The sequence below is a fragment of the Nonomuraea sp. NPDC005501 genome (assembly GCF_040605905.1).
In the GTDB taxonomy this organism is placed as follows: domain Bacteria; phylum Actinomycetota; class Actinomycetes; order Streptosporangiales; family Streptosporangiaceae; genus Nonomuraea.
This window is the reverse complement of sequence record NZ_JBEXDT010000001.1, coordinates 309,048-327,318: the sequence shown is the minus strand read 5'-3', so window position 1 is coordinate 327,318 and position 18,271 is coordinate 309,048. Positions and strand designations below refer to the sequence as shown.

At 71.2% G+C, this 18,271-nt stretch carries 18 protein-coding genes and 1 pseudogene; 11 read left to right on the top strand and 8 right to left on the bottom strand.

Annotated features, from left to right (window positions below; translation table 11 throughout):
- Window positions 1-91: 91 nt before the first annotated feature.
- Window positions 92-529: an ATP-binding protein gene (locus ABZS51_RS01645; protein WP_355434745.1), complete on the top strand. Its 438-nt coding sequence runs from the start codon at window positions 92-94 to the stop codon at window positions 527-529.
- 41 nt (window positions 530-570) lie between these two features.
- Here the strand turns inward: ABZS51_RS01645 and yidC are convergent, their stop codons facing one another.
- The 3 genes from yidC to ABZS51_RS01630 are packed head-to-tail and all read right to left on the bottom strand — an operon-like array spanning window position 571 to window position 1,680.
- Window positions 571-1,218 carry a membrane protein insertase YidC gene (gene yidC / locus ABZS51_RS01640; protein ID WP_355434742.1) on the bottom strand — a complete coding sequence of 216 codons (648 nt, stop codon included), beginning with the start codon at window positions 1,216-1,218 and terminating at the stop codon, window positions 571-573.
- 50 nt (window positions 1,219-1,268) lie between these two features.
- A complete protein-coding gene (locus tag ABZS51_RS01635) occupies window positions 1,269-1,490 on the bottom strand; it encodes a DUF6412 domain-containing protein (protein WP_355434739.1) in 222 nt (73 codons plus the stop codon).
- A 19-nt stretch (window positions 1,491-1,509) separates the two neighbouring features.
- On the bottom strand, window positions 1,510-1,680 hold the full coding sequence (locus ABZS51_RS01630; protein ID WP_310707609.1) for a hypothetical protein: 171 nt from the start codon (window positions 1,678-1,680) through the stop codon (window positions 1,510-1,512).
- A 94-nt stretch (window positions 1,681-1,774) separates the two neighbouring features.
- Between ABZS51_RS01630 and ABZS51_RS01625 the strand changes: the two genes are divergently transcribed.
- Complete coding sequence (locus ABZS51_RS01625; protein WP_355434736.1) at window positions 1,775-2,473, top strand: response regulator transcription factor; 699 nt, start codon at window positions 1,775-1,777, stop codon at window positions 2,471-2,473.
- A gap of 134 nt (window positions 2,474-2,607) precedes the next feature.
- A complete protein-coding gene (locus ABZS51_RS01620) occupies window positions 2,608-3,699 on the top strand; it encodes a HAMP domain-containing sensor histidine kinase (protein WP_355434734.1) in 1,092 nt (363 codons plus the stop codon).
- A gap of 125 nt (window positions 3,700-3,824) precedes the next feature.
- Here the strand turns inward: ABZS51_RS01620 and ABZS51_RS01615 are convergent, their stop codons facing one another.
- Window positions 3,825-4,340 (bottom strand): hypothetical protein, encoded by a 516-nt coding sequence (locus ABZS51_RS01615; RefSeq protein WP_310707606.1) that lies wholly within the window; start codon window positions 4,338-4,340, stop codon window positions 3,825-3,827.
- 118 nt (window positions 4,341-4,458) lie between these two features.
- Between ABZS51_RS01615 and ABZS51_RS01610 the strand changes: the two genes are divergently transcribed.
- The 3 genes and pseudogenes from ABZS51_RS01610 to mptB form a co-directional block, all read left to right on the top strand.
- Window positions 4,459-4,806: an STAS domain-containing protein gene (locus ABZS51_RS01610; protein WP_175594545.1), complete on the top strand. Its 348-nt coding sequence runs from the start codon at window positions 4,459-4,461 to the stop codon at window positions 4,804-4,806.
- Window positions 4,807-5,104: 298 nt separating this feature from the next.
- On the top strand, window positions 5,105-5,830 hold the full coding sequence (locus tag ABZS51_RS01605) for a glycosyltransferase (protein ID WP_355434730.1): 726 nt from the start codon (window positions 5,105-5,107) through the stop codon (window positions 5,828-5,830).
- 255 nt (window positions 5,831-6,085) lie between these two features.
- Window positions 6,086-7,480 (top strand): annotated as a pseudogene (gene mptB, locus ABZS51_RS01600) (polyprenol phosphomannose-dependent alpha 1,6 mannosyltransferase MptB); the annotation flags it as partial.
- A 634-nt stretch (window positions 7,481-8,114) separates the two neighbouring features.
- Here mptB and ABZS51_RS01595 read toward each other — a convergent pair.
- Window positions 8,115-11,045 carry a hypothetical protein gene (locus ABZS51_RS01595; protein ID WP_355434727.1) on the bottom strand — a complete coding sequence of 977 codons (2,931 nt, stop codon included), beginning with the start codon at window positions 11,043-11,045 and terminating at the stop codon, window positions 8,115-8,117.
- Window positions 11,046-11,383: 338 nt separating this feature from the next.
- Between ABZS51_RS01595 and ABZS51_RS01590 the strand changes: the two genes are divergently transcribed.
- From ABZS51_RS01590 to serS, 4 genes are all read left to right on the top strand, one after another.
- Window positions 11,384-12,622, top strand: a complete 1,239-nt coding sequence (locus tag ABZS51_RS01590) for a glycosyltransferase 87 family protein (protein ID WP_310707603.1) — start codon at window positions 11,384-11,386, stop codon at window positions 12,620-12,622.
- A gap of 1 nt (window position 12,623) precedes the next feature.
- Complete coding sequence (locus tag ABZS51_RS01585) at window positions 12,624-13,052, top strand: DUF4446 family protein (protein WP_355434724.1); 429 nt, start codon at window positions 12,624-12,626, stop codon at window positions 13,050-13,052.
- A gap of 2 nt (window positions 13,053-13,054) precedes the next feature.
- Window positions 13,055-13,978 (top strand): prephenate dehydratase, encoded by a 924-nt coding sequence (pheA, locus tag ABZS51_RS01580; protein WP_310707601.1) that lies wholly within the window; start codon window positions 13,055-13,057, stop codon window positions 13,976-13,978.
- A 67-nt stretch (window positions 13,979-14,045) separates the two neighbouring features.
- Window positions 14,046-15,311 (top strand): serine--tRNA ligase, encoded by a 1,266-nt coding sequence (gene serS / locus ABZS51_RS01575; RefSeq protein WP_355434721.1) that lies wholly within the window; start codon window positions 14,046-14,048, stop codon window positions 15,309-15,311.
- A 180-nt stretch (window positions 15,312-15,491) separates the two neighbouring features.
- On the opposite strand, the gene ABZS51_RS01570 is transcribed toward serS, so the two are convergent.
- Window positions 15,492-15,695 carry a cold-shock protein gene (locus ABZS51_RS01570; protein ID WP_043619750.1) on the bottom strand — a complete coding sequence of 68 codons (204 nt, stop codon included), beginning with the start codon at window positions 15,693-15,695 and terminating at the stop codon, window positions 15,492-15,494.
- A gap of 224 nt (window positions 15,696-15,919) precedes the next feature.
- On the opposite strand from ABZS51_RS01570, the gene ABZS51_RS01565 reads away from it, so the two are divergent.
- Window positions 15,920-16,747, top strand: a complete 828-nt coding sequence (locus tag ABZS51_RS01565; protein ID WP_355434718.1) for an HAD family hydrolase — start codon at window positions 15,920-15,922, stop codon at window positions 16,745-16,747.
- Here ABZS51_RS01565 and ABZS51_RS01560 read toward each other — a convergent pair.
- Together ABZS51_RS01560 and ABZS51_RS01555 are read right to left on the bottom strand one after the other, a co-directional pair.
- Entirely contained in the window at window positions 16,738-17,250 is a 513-nt protein-coding gene (locus ABZS51_RS01560) for a bacterial proteasome activator family protein (protein WP_355434715.1), read from the bottom strand. The two genes, ABZS51_RS01565 and ABZS51_RS01560, sit on opposite strands and share 10 nt — an antisense overlap.
- A gap of 5 nt (window positions 17,251-17,255) precedes the next feature.
- Entirely contained in the window at window positions 17,256-18,212 is a 957-nt protein-coding gene (locus ABZS51_RS01555; protein WP_355434712.1) for an NAD(P)H-quinone oxidoreductase, read from the bottom strand.
- Window positions 18,213-18,271: the final 59 nt, after the last annotated feature.

The window sequence follows — 18,271 nt, the reverse complement described above, 5'->3', positions numbered from 1 at the left end:
CGAGATCCGGTTTCTGGGATCGAGTAACGGGGCATTTCGGTCGTACCGGGGAGTGTTCCCGCGGGGGGCACGTGAAGACGGGGAGGTGGGTGTGTCAAGCGTGGTGTTGCTGCCGTACGCGCCGTCCAGCGTCGCTGTTGCCCGCCAGCGTCTGAGCACTGACCTGCAGGATTGCGGCGTCTTCTCCGCCGCGATCGACGATGCGGTGCTCGTGGTGAGCGAGTTGCTCAGCAACGCGCTGCGGCACGCGCATCCGCTGCCGTCGGGCATGGTCAAGGTCACCTGGCTGCGCAACGACGACCACATCGAGGTCGCGGTGAGCGACGGAGGCGCGGCGACCGAGCCGCGCGCGGGCCGTCCCACGCTGTCCTCCCTCGGCGGCCGGGGTCTGGGCATCGTGGAGTACGTCGCCGAGAGCTGGGGTGTGCGCCACGACGGCGACACCACCACGGTCTGGGCCGTCCTGCCCGCCCCCAACGGCAACGGCACCATGAAAGGCCAGGTCGCAGCCCTGCGAGAGGCCGGCTGAGCCGGCCTCTCGGTTTTTGTCCGGGCGTTCGCCCGCTCCCGTCAGGCGAACCGGCGCGTGAGCACCGTCCGTTCACCGTACGTCCATGCGCTGGACATCAGCAGGTACAGGGCGGCGGCGAGCGGCATCACCAGGGCCGCCAGGACCGAGCCGAAGGGCATCAGCGGCATGATCCTCCGCATCAGCGCCGGCTGCTCCTCGGGGAGTGTGGCCCTGATCCGGCGTGCCTGGAGCCACGCCACCAGCGTGACCAGGGCGATCACCGCGATGAAGACCGAAAAGGGCCAACTGATCAGTCCGTAATGGGTGACAATTCCGGCAACCTGCTGGCCCAGCGGGGCGCCCAGAAGGTCATGACCGGCCAAGGCAGTCGGATGCGTGGCCACCCGGTACATCAGCCACATGAACGGCAGCTGGGCCATCCCGGGCAAGATTCCGGCCAGCGGAGAGCTGCCCTCGTTCGCGTACAGACGGGACAGCTCCTTGCTGAGCCGCTCCGGGTTGCGCTCGAACCGCTTGCGCAGGGCCCGGACCTTCGGAGCCAGGCGTTCGGTGACGCGCGCGGCGCGCGCCTGCCGGACGCTCAGCGGGAGCAGCAGCAGCCGTACGGCCAGCGTGAACAGCACGATCGCGACGGCCGCGTGGCCTCCGGACATGCCGACGAGAAGCGTGACAAGAGAATCGATCATGAGCCCTTCCTCGACGTGCAGGTGACGAGGGCTCGACGAGACGAGCCCCGCTAGACGGAAGCGGGGCTGGGTGAGGGCGCTCTCGGGCGCGGCCGACCGGCGGCGCCGGGATCACGCTGACGCTGGAACGCCGTCCGCCGGGCGTACACCAGCGGGAAGCTCGGCCCGCGGCCGCCAGCGACGGGCAGCAGCCTGGCGGCCCAGCTCACCAGGAGCAGGACCGCCACCATGGTGACGCCGGCCAGCCACGGGTCCAGCAGGAACAGGGTCACGTCAGGTCCCGGACCGGGGCTACCGCGACGACGTCTTGCCGACCAAGGTGACGGCGACGAAGACGAGCAGAGCCACCACCCCGATGATCAGCGCGACCTTCAGGAGTCCCACCACCATGGGCAGGACGAAGGTGAACAGCACGAAGAGCCCCAGCAGGGCTCCCAGCACGAGCATGACGACTCGACTCATGAGCCCACCGTACGTCCTCCGACCAAGATCCGCGAGGCTTACGAACCGATGACGTGGGTGTCTCATCAGGGGGCGCCGGCCGTACGGTGAAGACGTGAGCACGCGCATCCTGGTGGTCGACGACGACCCCACGGTGGCCGAGGTGGTGGCGCGGTACCTGGAGCGCGACGGCCACGAGGTGGAGTGCGTGAGCGACGGCGCCGAGGCGTTGCGGCGCGCCCTCGCCCGGCCGCCCGACCTGATGGTCCTCGACCTCATGCTGCCCAAGGTGGACGGCCTCCAGGTGTGCCGCAAGCTGCGGGAGCGCTGGCCGGTCCCCGTGATCATGCTGACCGCGCTGGGCGAGGAGATCGACCGGGTCGTCGGGCTGGAGACGGGCGCCGACGACTACGTCACCAAGCCGTTCAGCCCGCGCGAGCTGGCGCTGCGGGTCCAGTCGGTGCTGCGGCGGGCGCGCGGCGCTTCCGTGCCGGGCGGCACGGGGGTCCTGCGCGACGCCGACCTGATGGTGGACGTGGGGGCGCACGAGGTACGGCTGGGCGGGGCCGAGGTGATGCTGACGGCGCGGGAGTTCGACCTGCTGGCGTACCTCATGCGCAACCCTCGTCAGGCGTTCAGCCGGTCGGCGCTGCTGGACCAGGTGTGGGGGTGGTCGTTCGGCGACTCGTCCACCGTGACGGTGCATGTGCGGCGGCTGCGGGAGAAGATCGAGGTGGATCCGACGGAGCCGCGCAGAATTGTGACGGTGTGGGGGGTCGGGTACCGGTTCGAGCCTCTGGAGACCACGGGATGAGCCCGGCGCCCCCTCTCCTGACCGGCCTCCCGACGGCTCTCGTGGACCGGCTCCCGGGCGGTCCTGTGGCTCGGCTCCCTGGCGGTCATGTGGTTCGGCTCCCTGGCAGTCCTGTGGCGACCGGGGCTGCGGCGATGGGCGATCTGGGGATGATCGTCGCGGTCACGGCCGGGCTCGGGCTGCTGGTGGCGCTCGTCGGGGTGTGGGCCATGTGGGCGCTGCGCCGCCGCTCCATCGGCGTGATGCTGGCCGTGGTCATGGTCGTCTCCATCGCGGCCACCCTGGCCGGCGTCGTGGCGATCACCCTGAAAATGATCATCGAGGGCCAGGTCAAGAACATCGTGCTCAGCGTCGTCGCGGTGGGCGGCCTCGTGGGGCTCGGGGTGGCGTACGTGCTGGCCAGGCGGGTCGTGGGCGAGAGCCGCCGGCTGGTCGCCGCCGTACGCGAGCCGCCGTTCACCGCACCGGCCGGCCTGCCCGCCGAGCTCCAGACGATCGCCAACACGCTGGAGGAGGCGTACGCCCGCGAGCGCGCCCTCGAAGGCGCCCGGCGCGAACTCGTGGCATGGGTCAGCCACGACCTGCGCACGCCGCTCGCCGGGATGCGCGCCATGGCCGAGGCGCTGGAGGACGGGGTGGTGACCGACGAGGCGACGGTCGGGCGCTACCACCGGCAGATCAAGCTGGAGGTGGAGCGCCTGTCGGCGATGGTGGACGACCTGTTCGAGCTGTCACGCATCCACTCGGGGGCGCTGCGGCTGTCCCGGGCCAGGATCGGTCTGGCAGACCTGGTGGCCGACACCCTCGCCGGGGCCGAGCCGCTGGCCAGGGCGAAAGGCGTGAAGCTGAGCGCTGAGGCCGCCGAGGCGGTGCCCGTGGAGGCCGACGCGGGAGCGCTGGGACGGGCGCTCGGCAACCTCGTCGTGAACGCCATCCGGCACACCCCCTCGGACCGCTCCGTGGTGCTGCGGGCCGAGGTGGACTCGGGCATGGCCTGCCTGTCGGTGAGGGACTGCTGCGGGGGCATACCGGACGCGGACCTGCCAAGGGTGTTCGACGTCGCCTTCCGGGGCGAGACCGCCCGTACCCCGACCCGGGAGGGGGGTGGGGCCGGGCTCGGACTGGCCATCGCCCAGGGGATCGTCGAGGCGCACGACGGGATGATCGGCGTGGTCAACGACGGCCCGGGCTGCCGCTTCGAGATCCGTCTCCCGCTGGTGCGCTGACGCGATCCGTCTCACGCTGGTGCGCTGGTGCGCTGGTGCGCTGAGGCGCTGGTGCGCGTCAGGCCGCCGGGCCTCGTCGCGCCTCGCCATGCGGTCCCGGCGGCCACTCACTGCGCGGCGTCGTCCTATGCGCGCTCGGGGAGGGTGTCGCCGTCGAGAGTCCCGCCGAACGACTCTGACATCGCACGAAATGTCGGGCACGGCCAGCGCCACATGCAGCTCCGGCAGCGCAGGATCGGATTGGCCGAGTCGCTGGTGATGCCCCCGGCGTCCCTGGGCTGATGCAGGTCGAGCAGTCGCAGCGTCAACTCGGTGAATGCCAGCACATCCCGGCGGGCGCCCGCGAGGAACTCCAGGTCCTCGATCGCCAGCCGGGTACGTACAGGGACGAACCCCTCGTGGTTGACCAGACCACGCAGGCGCCCGACCTCGTCGTTCCAGGGGGCGGCCTTCTCGGTGCGGATGAGGATGGTCTCCAGGTGCTCGCGGAGCCGTTGACGCTGAGGATCTTCGGGTTCTTCGCTGTTCATCAGATACTCGGGCCCGTGAGTCGCGCCCAGCCCCTCCTTCTCGATGCGGCGATCAGAGTGGTTTCCGGATGCGGGTGCCGGGCCGCCCCCTTCCGGCCGTGCCGGTGTCACACCGTCAAGCTTCGCGTACTCTGCGTTCCTGTGAAGCCCAAACGGAGGACAAAAACCTGCTGTTCGCCTCTCGGCGTGACAACGTGACCGGAAGGCTTCGCGCCGCTAGCCTGCCCCTGTGGAGCTCAAGGTCTCGACTCGATCACATGCCGGCCAGGCGCTCGTCGCCATCACCGGCGAAATCGACCTCTATACGGCACCCCACCTGCAGTCCGAGTTCACTCGCCTGCTGCAGGACGGGCCCAGCCGCGTGGTCATCGACATGTCCGGCGTGGATTTCTGCGACTCCACGGGGATGAACGTCCTGCTCTCGGCGCTGAAACGCATGAAGGAGCGGGGCGGCGCCCTCGACGTGGCCGCCCCTCGTCCCGCCGTACGGAAGATCCTGCAGGTCACGGGGCTCGACTCGGTCTTCACCGTGTACGACGCGGTGCCGCAGGAACTCCTGATCACCGAGGGGTCGTGAGATCGCCCTTGACCCGCCCGCACCCGATCCCCTCGCCCACCACGGATCTCGCGCCGGCCGCGGGCCCTACGGCCGGCAGAGACTTCACCGTCATCAGGGAACCCGCGATCACGCCGTACGCGACACGGACTCCCGCGATCACGCCGTACGCGACACGGACTCCCGCGATCATGCCGCACGCGACACGGGCTTCCGCGATCGACGCGGGCCGGACCCACGCTCCCGGCCCGCACCGGATGACCGCGCCCGGCTTGGCGGGGACCCGCATCCCCGCCCTCACCTCTGTCGGTGAGGCGAGGTGAGCGGCGACACGGCGGTCATCATCCCGGCCAAGGACGAAGCGAGACGCATCGGCGCCACCGTCACCGCCTCCCTGGCCCTCCCGGGGGTCGACCTGGTCGTGGTCGTCGACGACGGATCGTCCGACCAGACCGGCAAGGCGGCGCGCGCGGCGGGCGCCCGAGTGGTGCGCCACAGCCGCAACCGCGGCAAGGCCGCCGCCATGGAGACGGGCGCGGAAGCCGTACGCCTGCTCGACGGCGACACCCCGCGCCACTTACTGTTCCTGGACGCCGACCTCGGCGAGACCGCCGGCGCGGCGGCCGCCCTGATCACCCCGATCCGCGAGGGCACGGCCGACATGTCCATCGCGGTCTTCGCCGCGCGCGTCAAGCTCGGCGGCCACGGCATGGTCGTCCGGCTGTCGCGTGACGGCATCCGCCGCGCCACCGGGTTCACGGCCACCCAGCCCCTCAACGGCCAGCGCTGCCTCACCCGCGACGCCTTCGAGGCGGCCAGGCCACTGGCCCACGGGTTCGGGGTGGAGACGGGGCTCACCATCGACCTGCTGCGCAAGGGGTTCCGCGTGGTGGAGGTCGAGGTGGAGATGAGCCACCGCGCGACGGGCACGGACTGGCGCGCCCAGCTTCACCGCGCCCGTCAACTCCGCGACGTGGCACTCGCCCTGGCGACCCGCGAGCCCCTAATCACCCAAAACCTCAACAAACTCCGCCCCAACCGCTGACCGGCTCCACGCAAACCCGGTCGATCCCTCTCACCACCCTCCACACCCCGCGGATTCCCCTACGAATCACCTTTCGGCCGCCCCGTGTGCCGTCGCCTTGTCCCGAACGCCGAGACGGCCCGGAGCCGGCCCGGCAACCCGTCCGGCCCCACCCTTACGGGCAAGGCCCAGGCTCCCGCGCCGTCTCCCTCGCCCATCGGCGCGGGCACGCCCGCACGGCTGATCCCAGGACGCGGGTACGGGCGCATCTGCCGAATGACCGGCCCTATTTCGGGCCGCCTCGCTGTCCAGACATGTCCTGACGTACCGCACGCGCGGTCTACCCGGCGCAGCTCACCGGCGGAGCTCGCCCGGCGGAGCTCGCCGGCGGAGCTCGCCGGCGCAGCTCGCCCGACGCAGCTCGCCCGGCGCTCAAGAACGAGCTCGGATACGACCGAAACTCACCCCACTGTCCGTCCGAAACCCGATCCGGGCCTTTCCAGCCACCCCTCCGGCACAATCCCCACCCCTTCATCCACCAGAAACGCGAAGTTATCCACAGCCTGGGGACAGACGACCTGGGTGCTCGGCCCGGTGTGCTGGAATTTGCGGGTGACTCCGGAGAACGAGAGCGGAAAGCCGAGCCACCGGCTTCCGAGGGCTGCCACGATCGCGATCGTCGCGTCGATCCTGCTGACGATCGCCATCGGCGTCCTCGGCCCGTCCGCCATGGTCCCGGCCCTCGGCGGCCCGGCCTGGACACCGCCGTTCTCCCTGGACGTCCGGCCCGATCCCCATCTCGTGATCGCCATGGCCGTGGCCGCCGTCCTCCTCGGCGGCCTGGGCCTCCTGGCGGGCCTGACCGCCACCCGCCGAGCTGCCTCCCACTCGAATGACCACCCGACCCAGCCACCCTCCACCCCCCGAAACGCCGCAGATCACCCAAAGCCACACCGCAGCACCCTGGGCCACCTCGCCTCGGACCACAGCGCGGTGGGACGCATCACCTCAGACCACGGCGCGTTCGACCACAACCCGCCCGCTGACCACATCTCACCGCCCCACCGGCTACCCGACGGCACCACCCCGGAGCCTTCAGGCCCACCACGAACCACTACACCCCGCACCGGCCCACATCCGGCAACACCGCGCCAACCGCCCGAACACCCGCGAGAGCGCCCTCTCCGCCGTGGCGATCACGGCCTGCCGCCGGCCCGGCTGCTCGTCCTCATCGGTTGCGTCGCCGCCGGTCTGCTCGCCTTCCTGCCACCCTCCGGCTCCGGCGATCATCTCAACTACGCCGCGTACGGCCGCATGGTGGTTCTCGGCGTCGACCCGTACACCCACGGCGCGGTCGATCTTCCCGCCGACCCCATCGCCAAGGCGGTGGAGGATCCGTGGCGCGAGGAGCCCAGCGTCTACGGCCCGGTCGCGACGGGCGCGCAGGCGTTGGCCAGCTGGGTCGGTGGCGACTCGCTAAAGCTGACGATCTTCGTCCTGGGCCTGCTCAATTCCGCCGCGTTCATCGCGACAGCTCTCCTGATCGACCGTTTCACCCGGCACGACCCCGCCGGACGACTGCGGGCAGCCCTCCTGTGGACGGCCAACCCGCTCCTGCTGTACCAGCTCGTCGCCGGCATGCATGTGGACACGCTGGCCGTCGCCTGCATGATCGCAGCCCTCCTGGCGCGCGGCCGTCCGCTGCGATCAGGGCCGCTGCTCGGCCTCGGGGTGGCGATCAAGGTCAACGCGGGACTGGTCGCCCTGGGCCCCGCGTGGGAGCTGCGGCGCCGCCCGGGACGACTGGCGCTGATGGCCGGGGCGGCCCTGGCCGTGGTGGTCGCCGGGTACGCCATCGTGGGCACGGACGCCATCAGCCCCGTGACCCGCACCAGCAAGGCGATCTCACACGCCTCGTACTGGAAGCTCGTCCAGGGCTGGCTGCAGACGCTGGTGGGCGAGGGGAGCGCCTACCGAGGTGAGATCCAGATCGGTTCCCTGCTCGTCCTCGCCCTCATCGCCTGGTCGCTGTTCCGCCTGTCTCCCCGCCTCACCCCGTCCGGATCGCCGACGACCGGCAACCCGGCCGGCGGGCCGCCGGCCGAGGTGGTGTCCGCGGTGCTGGTCGCCGCGTACGTGTTCGCGACGCCGTACGTCCTGCCCTGGTACGACGGGATGGCGTTCGCGTTGCTCACGCTGGTGGCGGCCACGGCCTTCGACGGTTTCCTCGTCGTGCACCTGCTGGTGCTGTCGCTGGCCTACCTGCCGGCGCGGGTGATCAGCCTGCCGGCCGACCTCGACTGGCTCAGGGCCGTGGTGAGGCCGCAGGTGGTTCCGTGGATGCTGCTGGCTCTGACGGTGGCCCTGGTGTGGTGGGCCCGGAGATCCGCAGGGCCCGTACGGAAGCGGCGAGCGACAGCGGTACCGCCACCGTGAGCGCCATGGCCGGGATGGCGATCCCCGAGTCGTTGATGAGAAAGCCGATGAACGCGCACGTCAACGCCCCGAACAGCCCGGCGCGGAGGGCGGGCGCGAGCGCGTACGCCTGGCCGAGCGCCGACGCGCCCCAGCGCGACGGGCGGTCCAGCACCAGGAACAGGAAGGCGAGCGCCACCACGGAGAGCAGCGTCAGCGACCAGTTCCCGACGGTGACGCCGATCATGGCGCCGAACTTCCGGCCGACCACGGTCCATGCCTGGCCGTCGATGATCTGCTGGACGAAGTTGCCCAGATGGGTTCGCTGCGTCGCGGGCCGTAGCCAGTCGAAGACCGCGATGGCGCCGATCAGCGCGGCGCCCCCGAGCGCCACCAGCAGCAGCTTGACGATGGAGACCCGGCGACCGGAGAGCATGATGAGGAAGACCGCCAGTCCGATCACGAAGGCGGGCACGCCTCCGAAGTCCGCGCCCCATGCGGGCCACCCGTCGGCGAAGACCGCCAGGCCGCCGTACGCGGCGCAGACCAGCAGCGTCACGATTCGCGGCGCGCCCTTGCCCAGCAGCCACTGGGCGACCCCGGCGAGCCCGAGGATGGTTCCGGTCGAGTAGACGGCGAAGGCTATGTTGCTGAACCCGTAGAACCGGCCGCCGGTGACGGGCTCGTAGCCGGTGACGGCGTTCACCTGCAGCGTGGAGCCGGTCATCACGTCCGCGAGCAGAGCCACCGACGTGACGGCCGCGACGACGGTGAGCGGCCCGAGCACGTGCCCCCGCCACGGCCCGGCGAACGCCACCCCGCTGATCAACAGGGCGATGCCGAGAATGGTGACGATCAGGGCCGCCATCGGCGTGGGCAGGCTCCACCAGGGCACAAGCTGCGCCAGGAACGTGGAGACGGCGATGGCCCCACTGACCACCGCCACAACCTGCACGGTGGTCAGCAGCCGCGACTCCCCTGCGACATCCCTCCTGGCGCCCCCACCAGGCCCGCCACCCGCCGCGACTTCCGAAGGTACGCCGGCTGATGCGGCCCCCGCCGGGACGTCCGCCGCTGATGCGGCCCCCGCCGGGACGTCCGCCGCTGATGCGGTCCCTGCCGGGACGTCCGCCGTCGGTGTCGTTTCTGCTGGGCTGCCTGTCAGCGGGGTTGTTCGTGTGGAGGTGTCTGTCTCCGGTGTGATGGCCGGGGGAGCTCCCATCGGTGTCGTCTCTGTTGGGGCGTCCGCTGCTGGTGTGTTCTCCGTGGGCAGTTCGGCCTTCTGCGCTGTGGCGCCGGCCCCGTGGGGCGCCGCCGGGGTGGCCTGGAGGGGTGTGGGGAGGGTCGGGGAGGTGTCCGTTCCGTTGGGCTGCTGGGGGGCGTCGGTGGTGAGGGCCTGGCCTCGGGTGCCGGGGGACTTGCGGCGGCGGCGGAGGGCGAGCGCGGCGAAGGCGTAGAAGGCCAGTTGCACCGAGACGAACACGGCGAAGAACGGTCCACGCACATCGCGGAGCACCTGGCTGGCCAGGTCGGCGTCCGCCAGCTCCGCGACCGTCTCGGCCGGTGCGGCCGGGGCGGGGCCGTCGTTCTGCCAGGCGCGGCCGACGACCTGACGCGGAGGTTCGAGCCCGAGTGTCGCGATCGCCGTGGCCGTCAGGTCGGTGATCGTGACCAGGGCGTCCTGACGTGTGGAGGTGGCGGTGAGGTGACCGTGACGGTACTGCTCCCCGCCGGAGGGCTCGTCCGCGCCGGAGGGCTCGTCCGCGCCGGAGGGCTCGTCCGCGCCGGAAGGCTGGTCCCCGCCGGGATGCTTCCCTCCCGAAGGCTGCTCCTCGCCGGGATGCTGCTCTCCGCCGGGCTGCTCCCGGCCGGGCTGCTTCCCGCCGGAAGGCTGGTCGCTGGAGGGTGGGGTTGCGGTCGGCTCGTTGGTGGGGGCTGGTCGGTCGGCCGGGGCCGGGCCGGTGGCGAGGGCGACGTGGAGGTGGGCGTTCGGGGTGACGTCGGAGATGCCCGCCACCAGGATCGTCGTGTCGGACGGCAGCCGGGTCAGGAGGGTGCCGATGCGCCGGTCGGCCTCCGCGACGGCCGCCCGTCTCGTGGCTGTCGGCATGGGCGACGGCACGCCGTACTCGTCGAGGGGCTGGCGGGACCACGCTTCGGCCAGGGGGGAGACGTCCTGCACGATCAGGTGGTAGGAGGACGGGTCCGGCAGGGCTTCCGGGGTGTCGGCGTATGTGGCGATATTTCCCGCCTTGTTGGCGGCGGCGATGGCCGCTCCCGGACCGATGGCCGCGACCCGGCCCCCTCCGTCGGTCACCAGCTGACCGAGCGTGCCGAGCTGCGCGTCGTAGCCCGTGTCCGCCTGGAGAGCGGCCAGCGCCGCCCAGCCGGGGACGGTGGCGCCGTCGCCGTTCCGCTGCGGCGTGGGCAGGGCGGGACAGCCGCGCTCGGCCGTACCGGCTCGCTGGCCCGCCGAGACGGTCAGCCACCCTGCCAGGGGGCACGTGACGCCACGGTCCGGGGGCGGGACGGCGCGCGTGGACAGGGACGCCGAGCCTGCTCGTCCGACGAGCTTCCACAGGTTGGGGGTTCGGGAAGCGTCGAGGTCGCTCCACTCCAGGCCGGGGACGCCGATGAGGGCCACCCTGCCGGTCAGTTGGCCGGCTCGGCCGGTCGGGGTGTGGGCGATGGGCTGGAGGGCGTGCAGCGGTGAGGGTCCGCTCGTGGTCGCGGAGGCTGCGACTGTGGTCGCGGCTGCGGGGGTCGTCGTGGCGGAAGTGGCGAGGACGGCGCTCGCGACGAGGGCGAGTGCGCGGGTCAACGACCGACCGGCGAGCCGCGCGAGGACCATCCGCAGAGTCGCGGACGAAGGAGGCGTGAGCGCGGACGAAGGAGACATGAGCGAGGGGGAAGGAGCCGTCAGCGAGCGGGAAGGAGGCGTGAGCGAGGGGGAACCAGCCGTCAGCGAGGGGGAAGGAGACATGGGGGTGGGAGACGACGACGCTGCCGAGCGGTCAGGCAGGGAAGGCGACCGCCGGGGCGGGAGAGGGGCCAGGGGCGTGCGGGGGTGTGAGGGCGCGCTGAAGCTGGCGTGCGGCATGTACGGGACCCCCGGTGTCTGACCCTCGATCGGCAACAGCCACGGTAACCTCCCACACCGTGACAGGTGGCGAGACGCCGGTGCTCCGGCGGCAGTGGTGGGCGTGGGCCGTGGCGGCGGTCGTCGTGGCGTGGGCCGTGGCTCCCCTGGTGCTGCACTGGCTGACGAACCCCGACGACCAGCGCCTCGTCGACCTCGATGTTTACCGTACCGGCGGACAGATGCTCCTGGACGGCCGCGCCGTGTACGACTTCTCCACCCCCGCCCCCCAACTGCTCCCGTTCACCTATCCGCCCGTCGCGGCGATGCTGGCCGTGGCGCTGGCCGAGATGTCGTGGGGGACGGCCCAGTGGGTGTGGACGGCCGGGATCTTCGTGGCGCTGGCAGTGACCGTGGGGTACTCCTTCCGTAAGGCGCTTGTCGGAGCGCTCGGGAAGCACGGCCCGTGGGTGTTCGCGTTCCTGATGGTGGCGTGCACGTATGTGATGCCGATCCGCGACCAGGTCCGGTTCGGGCAGGTGGACATCATGCTGGTGGCGCTGTGCCTGGCCGACTGCGTGGCGCGGCGGCCGTGGTGGCCGCGCGGGTTCCTGATCGGGGTGGCGACCGCGGTCAAGCTCACCCCCGGCGTCTTCCTGGTGTACCTGCTGGTCACGAGGCAGTGGCGGACGCTGTTCATGGCGTCGTTCGTGACGGGGCTCCTCACGTTGCTGCCGTTCGCGGTGATCCCCCGGGACGCGGCCGGCTTCTGGTTCTCGGCGCTCCTCGACCCCGAACGTCTCGGCTCGAACGCCGGCACCACCAACCAGTCCGTCCGCGGCATGCTGATCCGCCTGTATCTGAACGACACGCTGACGTCGGTCCTGTGGGTGGCGGTCGTGGCCGTGGTCGCCTGGTACGGGTTCCGCGCCGCCCGTGAGGCGTACCGGGCGGACGACCACGTCACCGCCGTGGCGCTGGTGGGGCTGATGGCGGTGCTGCTGTCGCCCGTCGCGTGGATCCACCATCTGGCCTGGGTGGTCGTGGTGCTGGGCGCGCTCGTGGGCGACGGCCGCGATCCGGTACGGCTGCGCGTGGCGGCCGGGGTGTGGCTGTACTACGTGCTGCCGATCCCCTGGTGGGGCGTGTCGCTGAAGGCGGCCGAGATCCCGGTGCTGAGCCCCGTCCTGGGGAAGATCGTGCAGAACGGGTACGGACTGGGCGCGCTGGCCCTGGTCTGGCTGCTGGCGGCCTGGCTGCCGAAGCGGAGGGCGGCCGAGCCCTCGCCAGGCGCCTTGGCCGCCCATTACCCTCGGTAGCGTGCTGATTGCCGTGGGGATGTGCGCCGCCGCCGCGACGGGCGGCGTGGTCATGGGCTACCTGGCTCTCCGGCGGGCTCGGGAGGAGATCGAGGACTGCCGCCGCATGCTCGTACGGCAGGCGTCGGCCGCCCGAGGGGACCTGCTGGCCATCCGGGACGTGGCCGTGTGCCGGTACGACGCCCTGGAGAAGATGGCGGGCGAGCTGTCGTTCTCGGTCGCGATGATCAACGGTCTGGGCGACGGCATCGTGCTGACCTCCATCAACGGCTGCTCCGAGAGCCGCACGTACGTGCGGCGCGTGGTGGGCGGCAGGGGCGAGCAGCCGCTGTCGCCGGAGGAGGAGCAGGCGGTGCGGGCGGCCAGGCTCGGGCTGGGATCAGTCGCGGCGAAGCCGCGCGCACCTCGACAAGCTGCGGATACCCTGTAGCCATGCCCAGACTCGCCTATCTCGGGCCCGAGGGAACCTTCACCGAGGAAGCCCTGCGGCTCCTGGATCCCGGCGCCGAGCGTCTGCCCTGCCCGACCGTGAGCGCCGCGCTGGCCGCCGCGCGCAGCGGCGAGGCCGACGGCGCCGTCGTGCCGCTGGAGAACTCCGTCGAGGGGGCGATCACCACGACGCTGGACGAGTTCGCCTGGGGCGAGCCTCTCCTGATCAACGCCGAGCTGCTGCTGCCGGTGCGCTTCTCGCTGCTGGCCCGGCCCGGCACGGAGATCCCGCGCATCAAGCGCGTCTACACCCATCCCGCGGCCATCACCCAGTGCCGCGCGTTCCTCTCCCGGGAGCTGCCCGACGCGGTGGTGGTGGCGGCGCCCTCGACGGCCGCCGCGGCCCAGGAGGTGTCGCTGCCCAGCTCGCCGTACGACGCGGCGATCGCGGCGCGCATCGCGGGCGAGCACTACAACCTGGTGGAGCTGGCCGGCGACATCGGGGACCGCACCGACACGGTGACGAGGTTCGTCAAGGTGGCCCGTCCCGGCGGTCCGCTGCCCGGGCCGACCGGGTCCGACCGCACCACGCTCGTCGTCTTCCTCGCCGACGACCACCCGGGCGCGCTGCTGGAGATGCTGACCGAGTTCTCCGTGCGCGGCGTCAACCTGACCCGCATCGAGTCGCGGCCCACCGGCGACGGCATCGGCCGCTACTTCTTCCACTTCGACTTCGAGGGCCATGTCGCCGACGCCCGGGTCGGCGAGGCCATCTCCGGGCTCCACCGGATCTGCGACGAGGTGCGCTTCCTCGGCAGCTATCCGCGGGCCGACGGCGTCGTGCCCCGGGTCAAGCGGGGCACGGCCGACGAGGAGTTCGCCGAGGCGGGCGGCTGGCTGGCCCGGATCCGCTCCGGCGAGGTCTGACGGGCCGCAGCGGCGACGTCCGGGAATCGAGGGGCGAGGAGACGTCCCGCGCCGGTAGCCTTTCCTTGTGATTGACCTGCGTACCCTTCGTGAGGACCCCGACCGGCTCCGGGCGTCGCAGCGTGCCCGCGGTGAGGACGACGCCGTCGTCGACACGCTGCTCGACCTCGATGAGCGCCGGCGCTCCGCGCTGACCGGCTTCGAGTCGCTGCGCGCCGAGCAGAAGAGTTTCGGCAAGTCGGTGTCGAAGGCGCAGGGCGAGGAGAAGGCTGCGCTGCTGACCCGGGCCAAGGAGCTGGCGAGCGCGGTCAAGGCCGCCGAGTCGGAGGCCGAGCGGCTGGGCGGCGAGCTCGACGAGCTCATGCAGACGGTGCCCAACCTCGTCGAGGAGGGCGCGCCGCACGGCGGCGAGGACGACTACGTCGTGCTGGAGACCCACGGCGAGCCGCGCCGGTTCGACTTCGAGCCGAAGGACCACCTGGAGATCGGCGAGCTGCTCGACGCGATCGACATGGAGCGGGGCGCCAAGGTGTCCGGCTCGCGGTTCTTCTTCCTCAAGGGCGTCGGCGCCCGGCTCCAGCTCGGCCTGCTCAACATGGCGATGCAGCAGGCCATCGCCGCCGGCTTCACCCCCATGATCACTCCGGTGCTGGTCAAGCCGGAGACCATGCAGGGCACCGGCTTCCACGTGGCCCACGACAAGGAGATCTACCGCCTTCCCGAGGACGACCTCTACCTGGTCGGCACCTCCGAGGTGGCGCTGGCGGGCTACCACGCCCAGGAGATCCTCGGCGGCGACGAGCTGCCGCTGCGCTACGCGGGCTGGTCGTCCTGCTTCCGCCGCGAGGCCGGCTCGTACGGCAAGGACACGCGGGGCATCATCCGCGTCCACCAGTTCGACAAGGTGGAGATGTTCTCCTACGTACGGCCGGAGGAGGCGCACGAGGAGCACCAGCGGCTGCTGGCCTGGGAGAAGGAGATGCTCGACGCGGTGGAGGTGCCCTACCGGATCATCGACACGGCGGCGGGCGACCTCGGCATGTCGGCGGCGCGCAAGTTCGACTGCGAGGCGTGGATCCCCACCCAGGGCCGCTACCGGGAGCTGACCTCGACCTCCAACTGCACGGAGTTCCAGGCCCGCCGGCTGGGGGTGCGCTTCCGCGACAAGGACGGCAAGCCGCAGCACGTGGCCACGCTCAACGGCACCCTGGCCACCACGCGCTGGATCGTCGCCATCCTGGAGAACCACCAGCAGGCCGACGGCTCGGTCGTGGTGCCGGAGGCCCTGCGCCCGTACGTCGGCCTCGACGTCCTGGAGCCCGCCAAGAAGTAGGCCGGCCCGGACCGCCGAGAAGTAGGCCGTACGCGGCCTTGAGAGGGCTCGGAGACCCCTTGCGGGGGTCGCCGGGCCCTTGTCCTTCTCGGCGGCCGTACGAGGCCCGTACGGGCCTCTGGAACGCGAAAGGCCGGAAGCCCGCTGGACGCGGACCCCGGCCTGACTCGCTGCTACAGGTCAGATGGCACGGACCTGGGAGGCCTGCGGCCCCTTCTGTCCCTGCGTGATCTCGAACTCGACCCGCTGGCCGTCTTCAAGGCTGCGGTAGCCGTTGCCGACGATCTCAGAGAAGTGCACGAACACGTCCGGCGCACCGCCGTCCGGGGCGATGAAGCCGAAGCCCTTCTCGGCGTTGAACCACTTGACGGTTCCCTGAGCCATAAAAGCTCTCCCTCAGGATGTGAATCTATGGGACCCGCACCTCGCGAGTCCCGGTGTGTCGTACAGCAAGCACCCCGGGGTGGCTCAGACAAAGTCATGCTGGTTTTCACTACGGGATCAGCTAATACAACGCCACCACATCTAACACCATTCTGGCGCGTTGGTGTTCCCGTCTCTGGGAAGATTTCTCGCCGGCGGCATCACCCGGCAAACTGGAACGTGTTATGCAGAGTCTCCCCGCGCCGCGTCTTGTGGCCACTGACCTCGACGGCACCGCCCTGCGCGCTGACGGAACCGTCTCTCCCCGGACGGCTGCGGCCTTCGCGAGGGTCGAAGAGGCGGGCGCCATGCTCGTGTTCGTCACCGGGCGGCCGCCCCGGTGGATGAGCGGAGTGGCGGGTGCGCTCCGTCACCGCGGGCTGGCAATCTGTGCGAACGGCGCCCTGATCTACGACCTGCATACGGAACGCATAGTCGAATCTCACCTGATCGCGGCCGATGTGCTGGAACAAGTCGTCGCTCAGCTAAGAGCGAACGTGCCCGAACTCGCATTTTCGGTCGAGTATGAGGGGGGATTTGCGCATGAGTCCGAATTTCCACTCGGCGGCTGGGACAGCAAGGCCGTCGCCGGGCTGCGCGTCGGCATCCGCACGCTGACCTCGCAGCCCTGTGCCAAGCTGCTGGCCCTGCACCCCCACATGGACCCCGACGCGCTCCACGAGACCGTCCACGAGCTCGTGGGGCACCTGGTGACCGCCACGCACTCCAGCGGCCGCAGCCTCGTCGAGATGAGCGCTCACGGTGTGACCAAGGCCACGGCGCTGGCCGTGCTGGCGGAGCGGCACGAGATCAAACCCTCGGAGGTCGTGGCGTTCGGCGACATGCCGAATGACCTGCCCATGCTGAGCTGGGCAGGCACCTCGTACGCCGTCGCCAACGCGCATCCGGCCGTCCTGGCCGCGGTCGACCACGTGACCGCGGCCAACGACGACCACGGCGTGGCCCGCGTGCTCGAGGAGCTCTACGGGCCGCCCTCCCGCGACTACAGGTAGGGGCCGGAGCCGCCCGGCGGGCGGTGCTCCTCGCCGTGCGGTACGCCGGGCAGCGCCCTGCGCATCTGCTCCAGCTGGGCCCGAGCGGCCATCTGCTGCGCGAACAGCGTGGTCTGGATCCCGTGGAACAGCCCCTCCAGCCAGCCGACGAGCTGCGCGTGGGCGATGCGGAGCTCCGCGTCGCTCGGCGGCGTGCCGTTGTCGTCGGTGAAGGGCAGGGACAGCCGCTCCAGCTCGTCCACCAGCTCGGGCGCCAGGCCGTCCTCCAGCTCCTTGATCGAGGACTGGTGGATGTCCTTCAGCCGCTTGCGGCTGGCGTCGTCCAGCGGCGCCGCGCGGACCTCCTCCAGGAGCTGCCTGATCATGCTGCCGATGCGCATGACCTTGGCGGGCTGCTCGACCAGGTTGGTGACCGAGCGCTCCTCTTCCCCACTGTCGCTCTGCCCCTGGAAGTCTGGCCCGACCACCACGATGCGAGAGGTGTTGTTGTCCTCAGCACTCATAGGTTTCACCGTACTAGCAGGATCTTGCCGATGTGTTCCCCGGAATCCAGGATGCGGTGCGCCTCGGCCGCGTCGCTCATCGGCACCCGCGCGTGCACCACGGGACGCAGCGCCCCGGCGGCGACCAGCGGCCAGACGTTGTCCACGACGCTGCGCACGATGACGCCCTTCTCCTCGGCGGGGCGGGAGCGCAGCGTCGTGCCGTGGACGGCCGCCCGCTTGGTGAGGAGGAGCCCGAGGTCGATCTCGGCCTTGGCGCCGCCCTGGAGGGCGATGATCACCAGGCGTCCTCCGGTGTTGAGCGCCCGGAGGTTGCCGGCCAGGTAGCGGGCGCCGATGATGTCGAGGATCACGTCGGCCCGCACGAGGTCGGAGAAGTCCTGCTCGCGGTAGTTGACGGTCTCGTCGGCGCCCAGCTCCCGCAGCCGCGCCAGCTTGGCGTCGGTGCCGGCCGTGGTCACCACCCGCGAGCCGAGCGCCTTGGCGAGCTGGACGGCGAACGTCCCGATCCCGCTGGCCCCGCCGTGGACCAGCAGCGTCTCGCCCTTGCGCAGCCGCGCCAGCATGAACACGTTGGACCACACCGTGCAGGCGACCTCCGGCAGCGCCGCCGCCTCGTCCAGGGGCAGGCCCTCGGGCGCCGGCATCACCTGCTCCCACGGCACGGCCACCCGCTCGGCGTAGCCGCCGCCGGCCAGCAGCGCGCACACCCGGTCACCGGACTCGAACCCCGGCACGCCCGCGCCGACCTCCGCCACCACGCCTGAGACCTCCAGGCCCGGGTACGGCGGGGCGCCCGGCGGCGGGTCGTAGAAACCGTTTCGCTGGAGCACGTCCGCTCTGTTGACCCCGGCGGCGGTCACCTCGATGACGACCTGGCCCTGCTCGGGACGCGGATCAGGCACCTCACGCCACTCCAGGACCTCTGGGCCGCCCGGCCGGGCGATCTCGATGGCTCGCATGTCACCACCGTAACCGGGCAAAGAAGTTGTGGGTTGGCTGCGACCATGGGAACACCTGG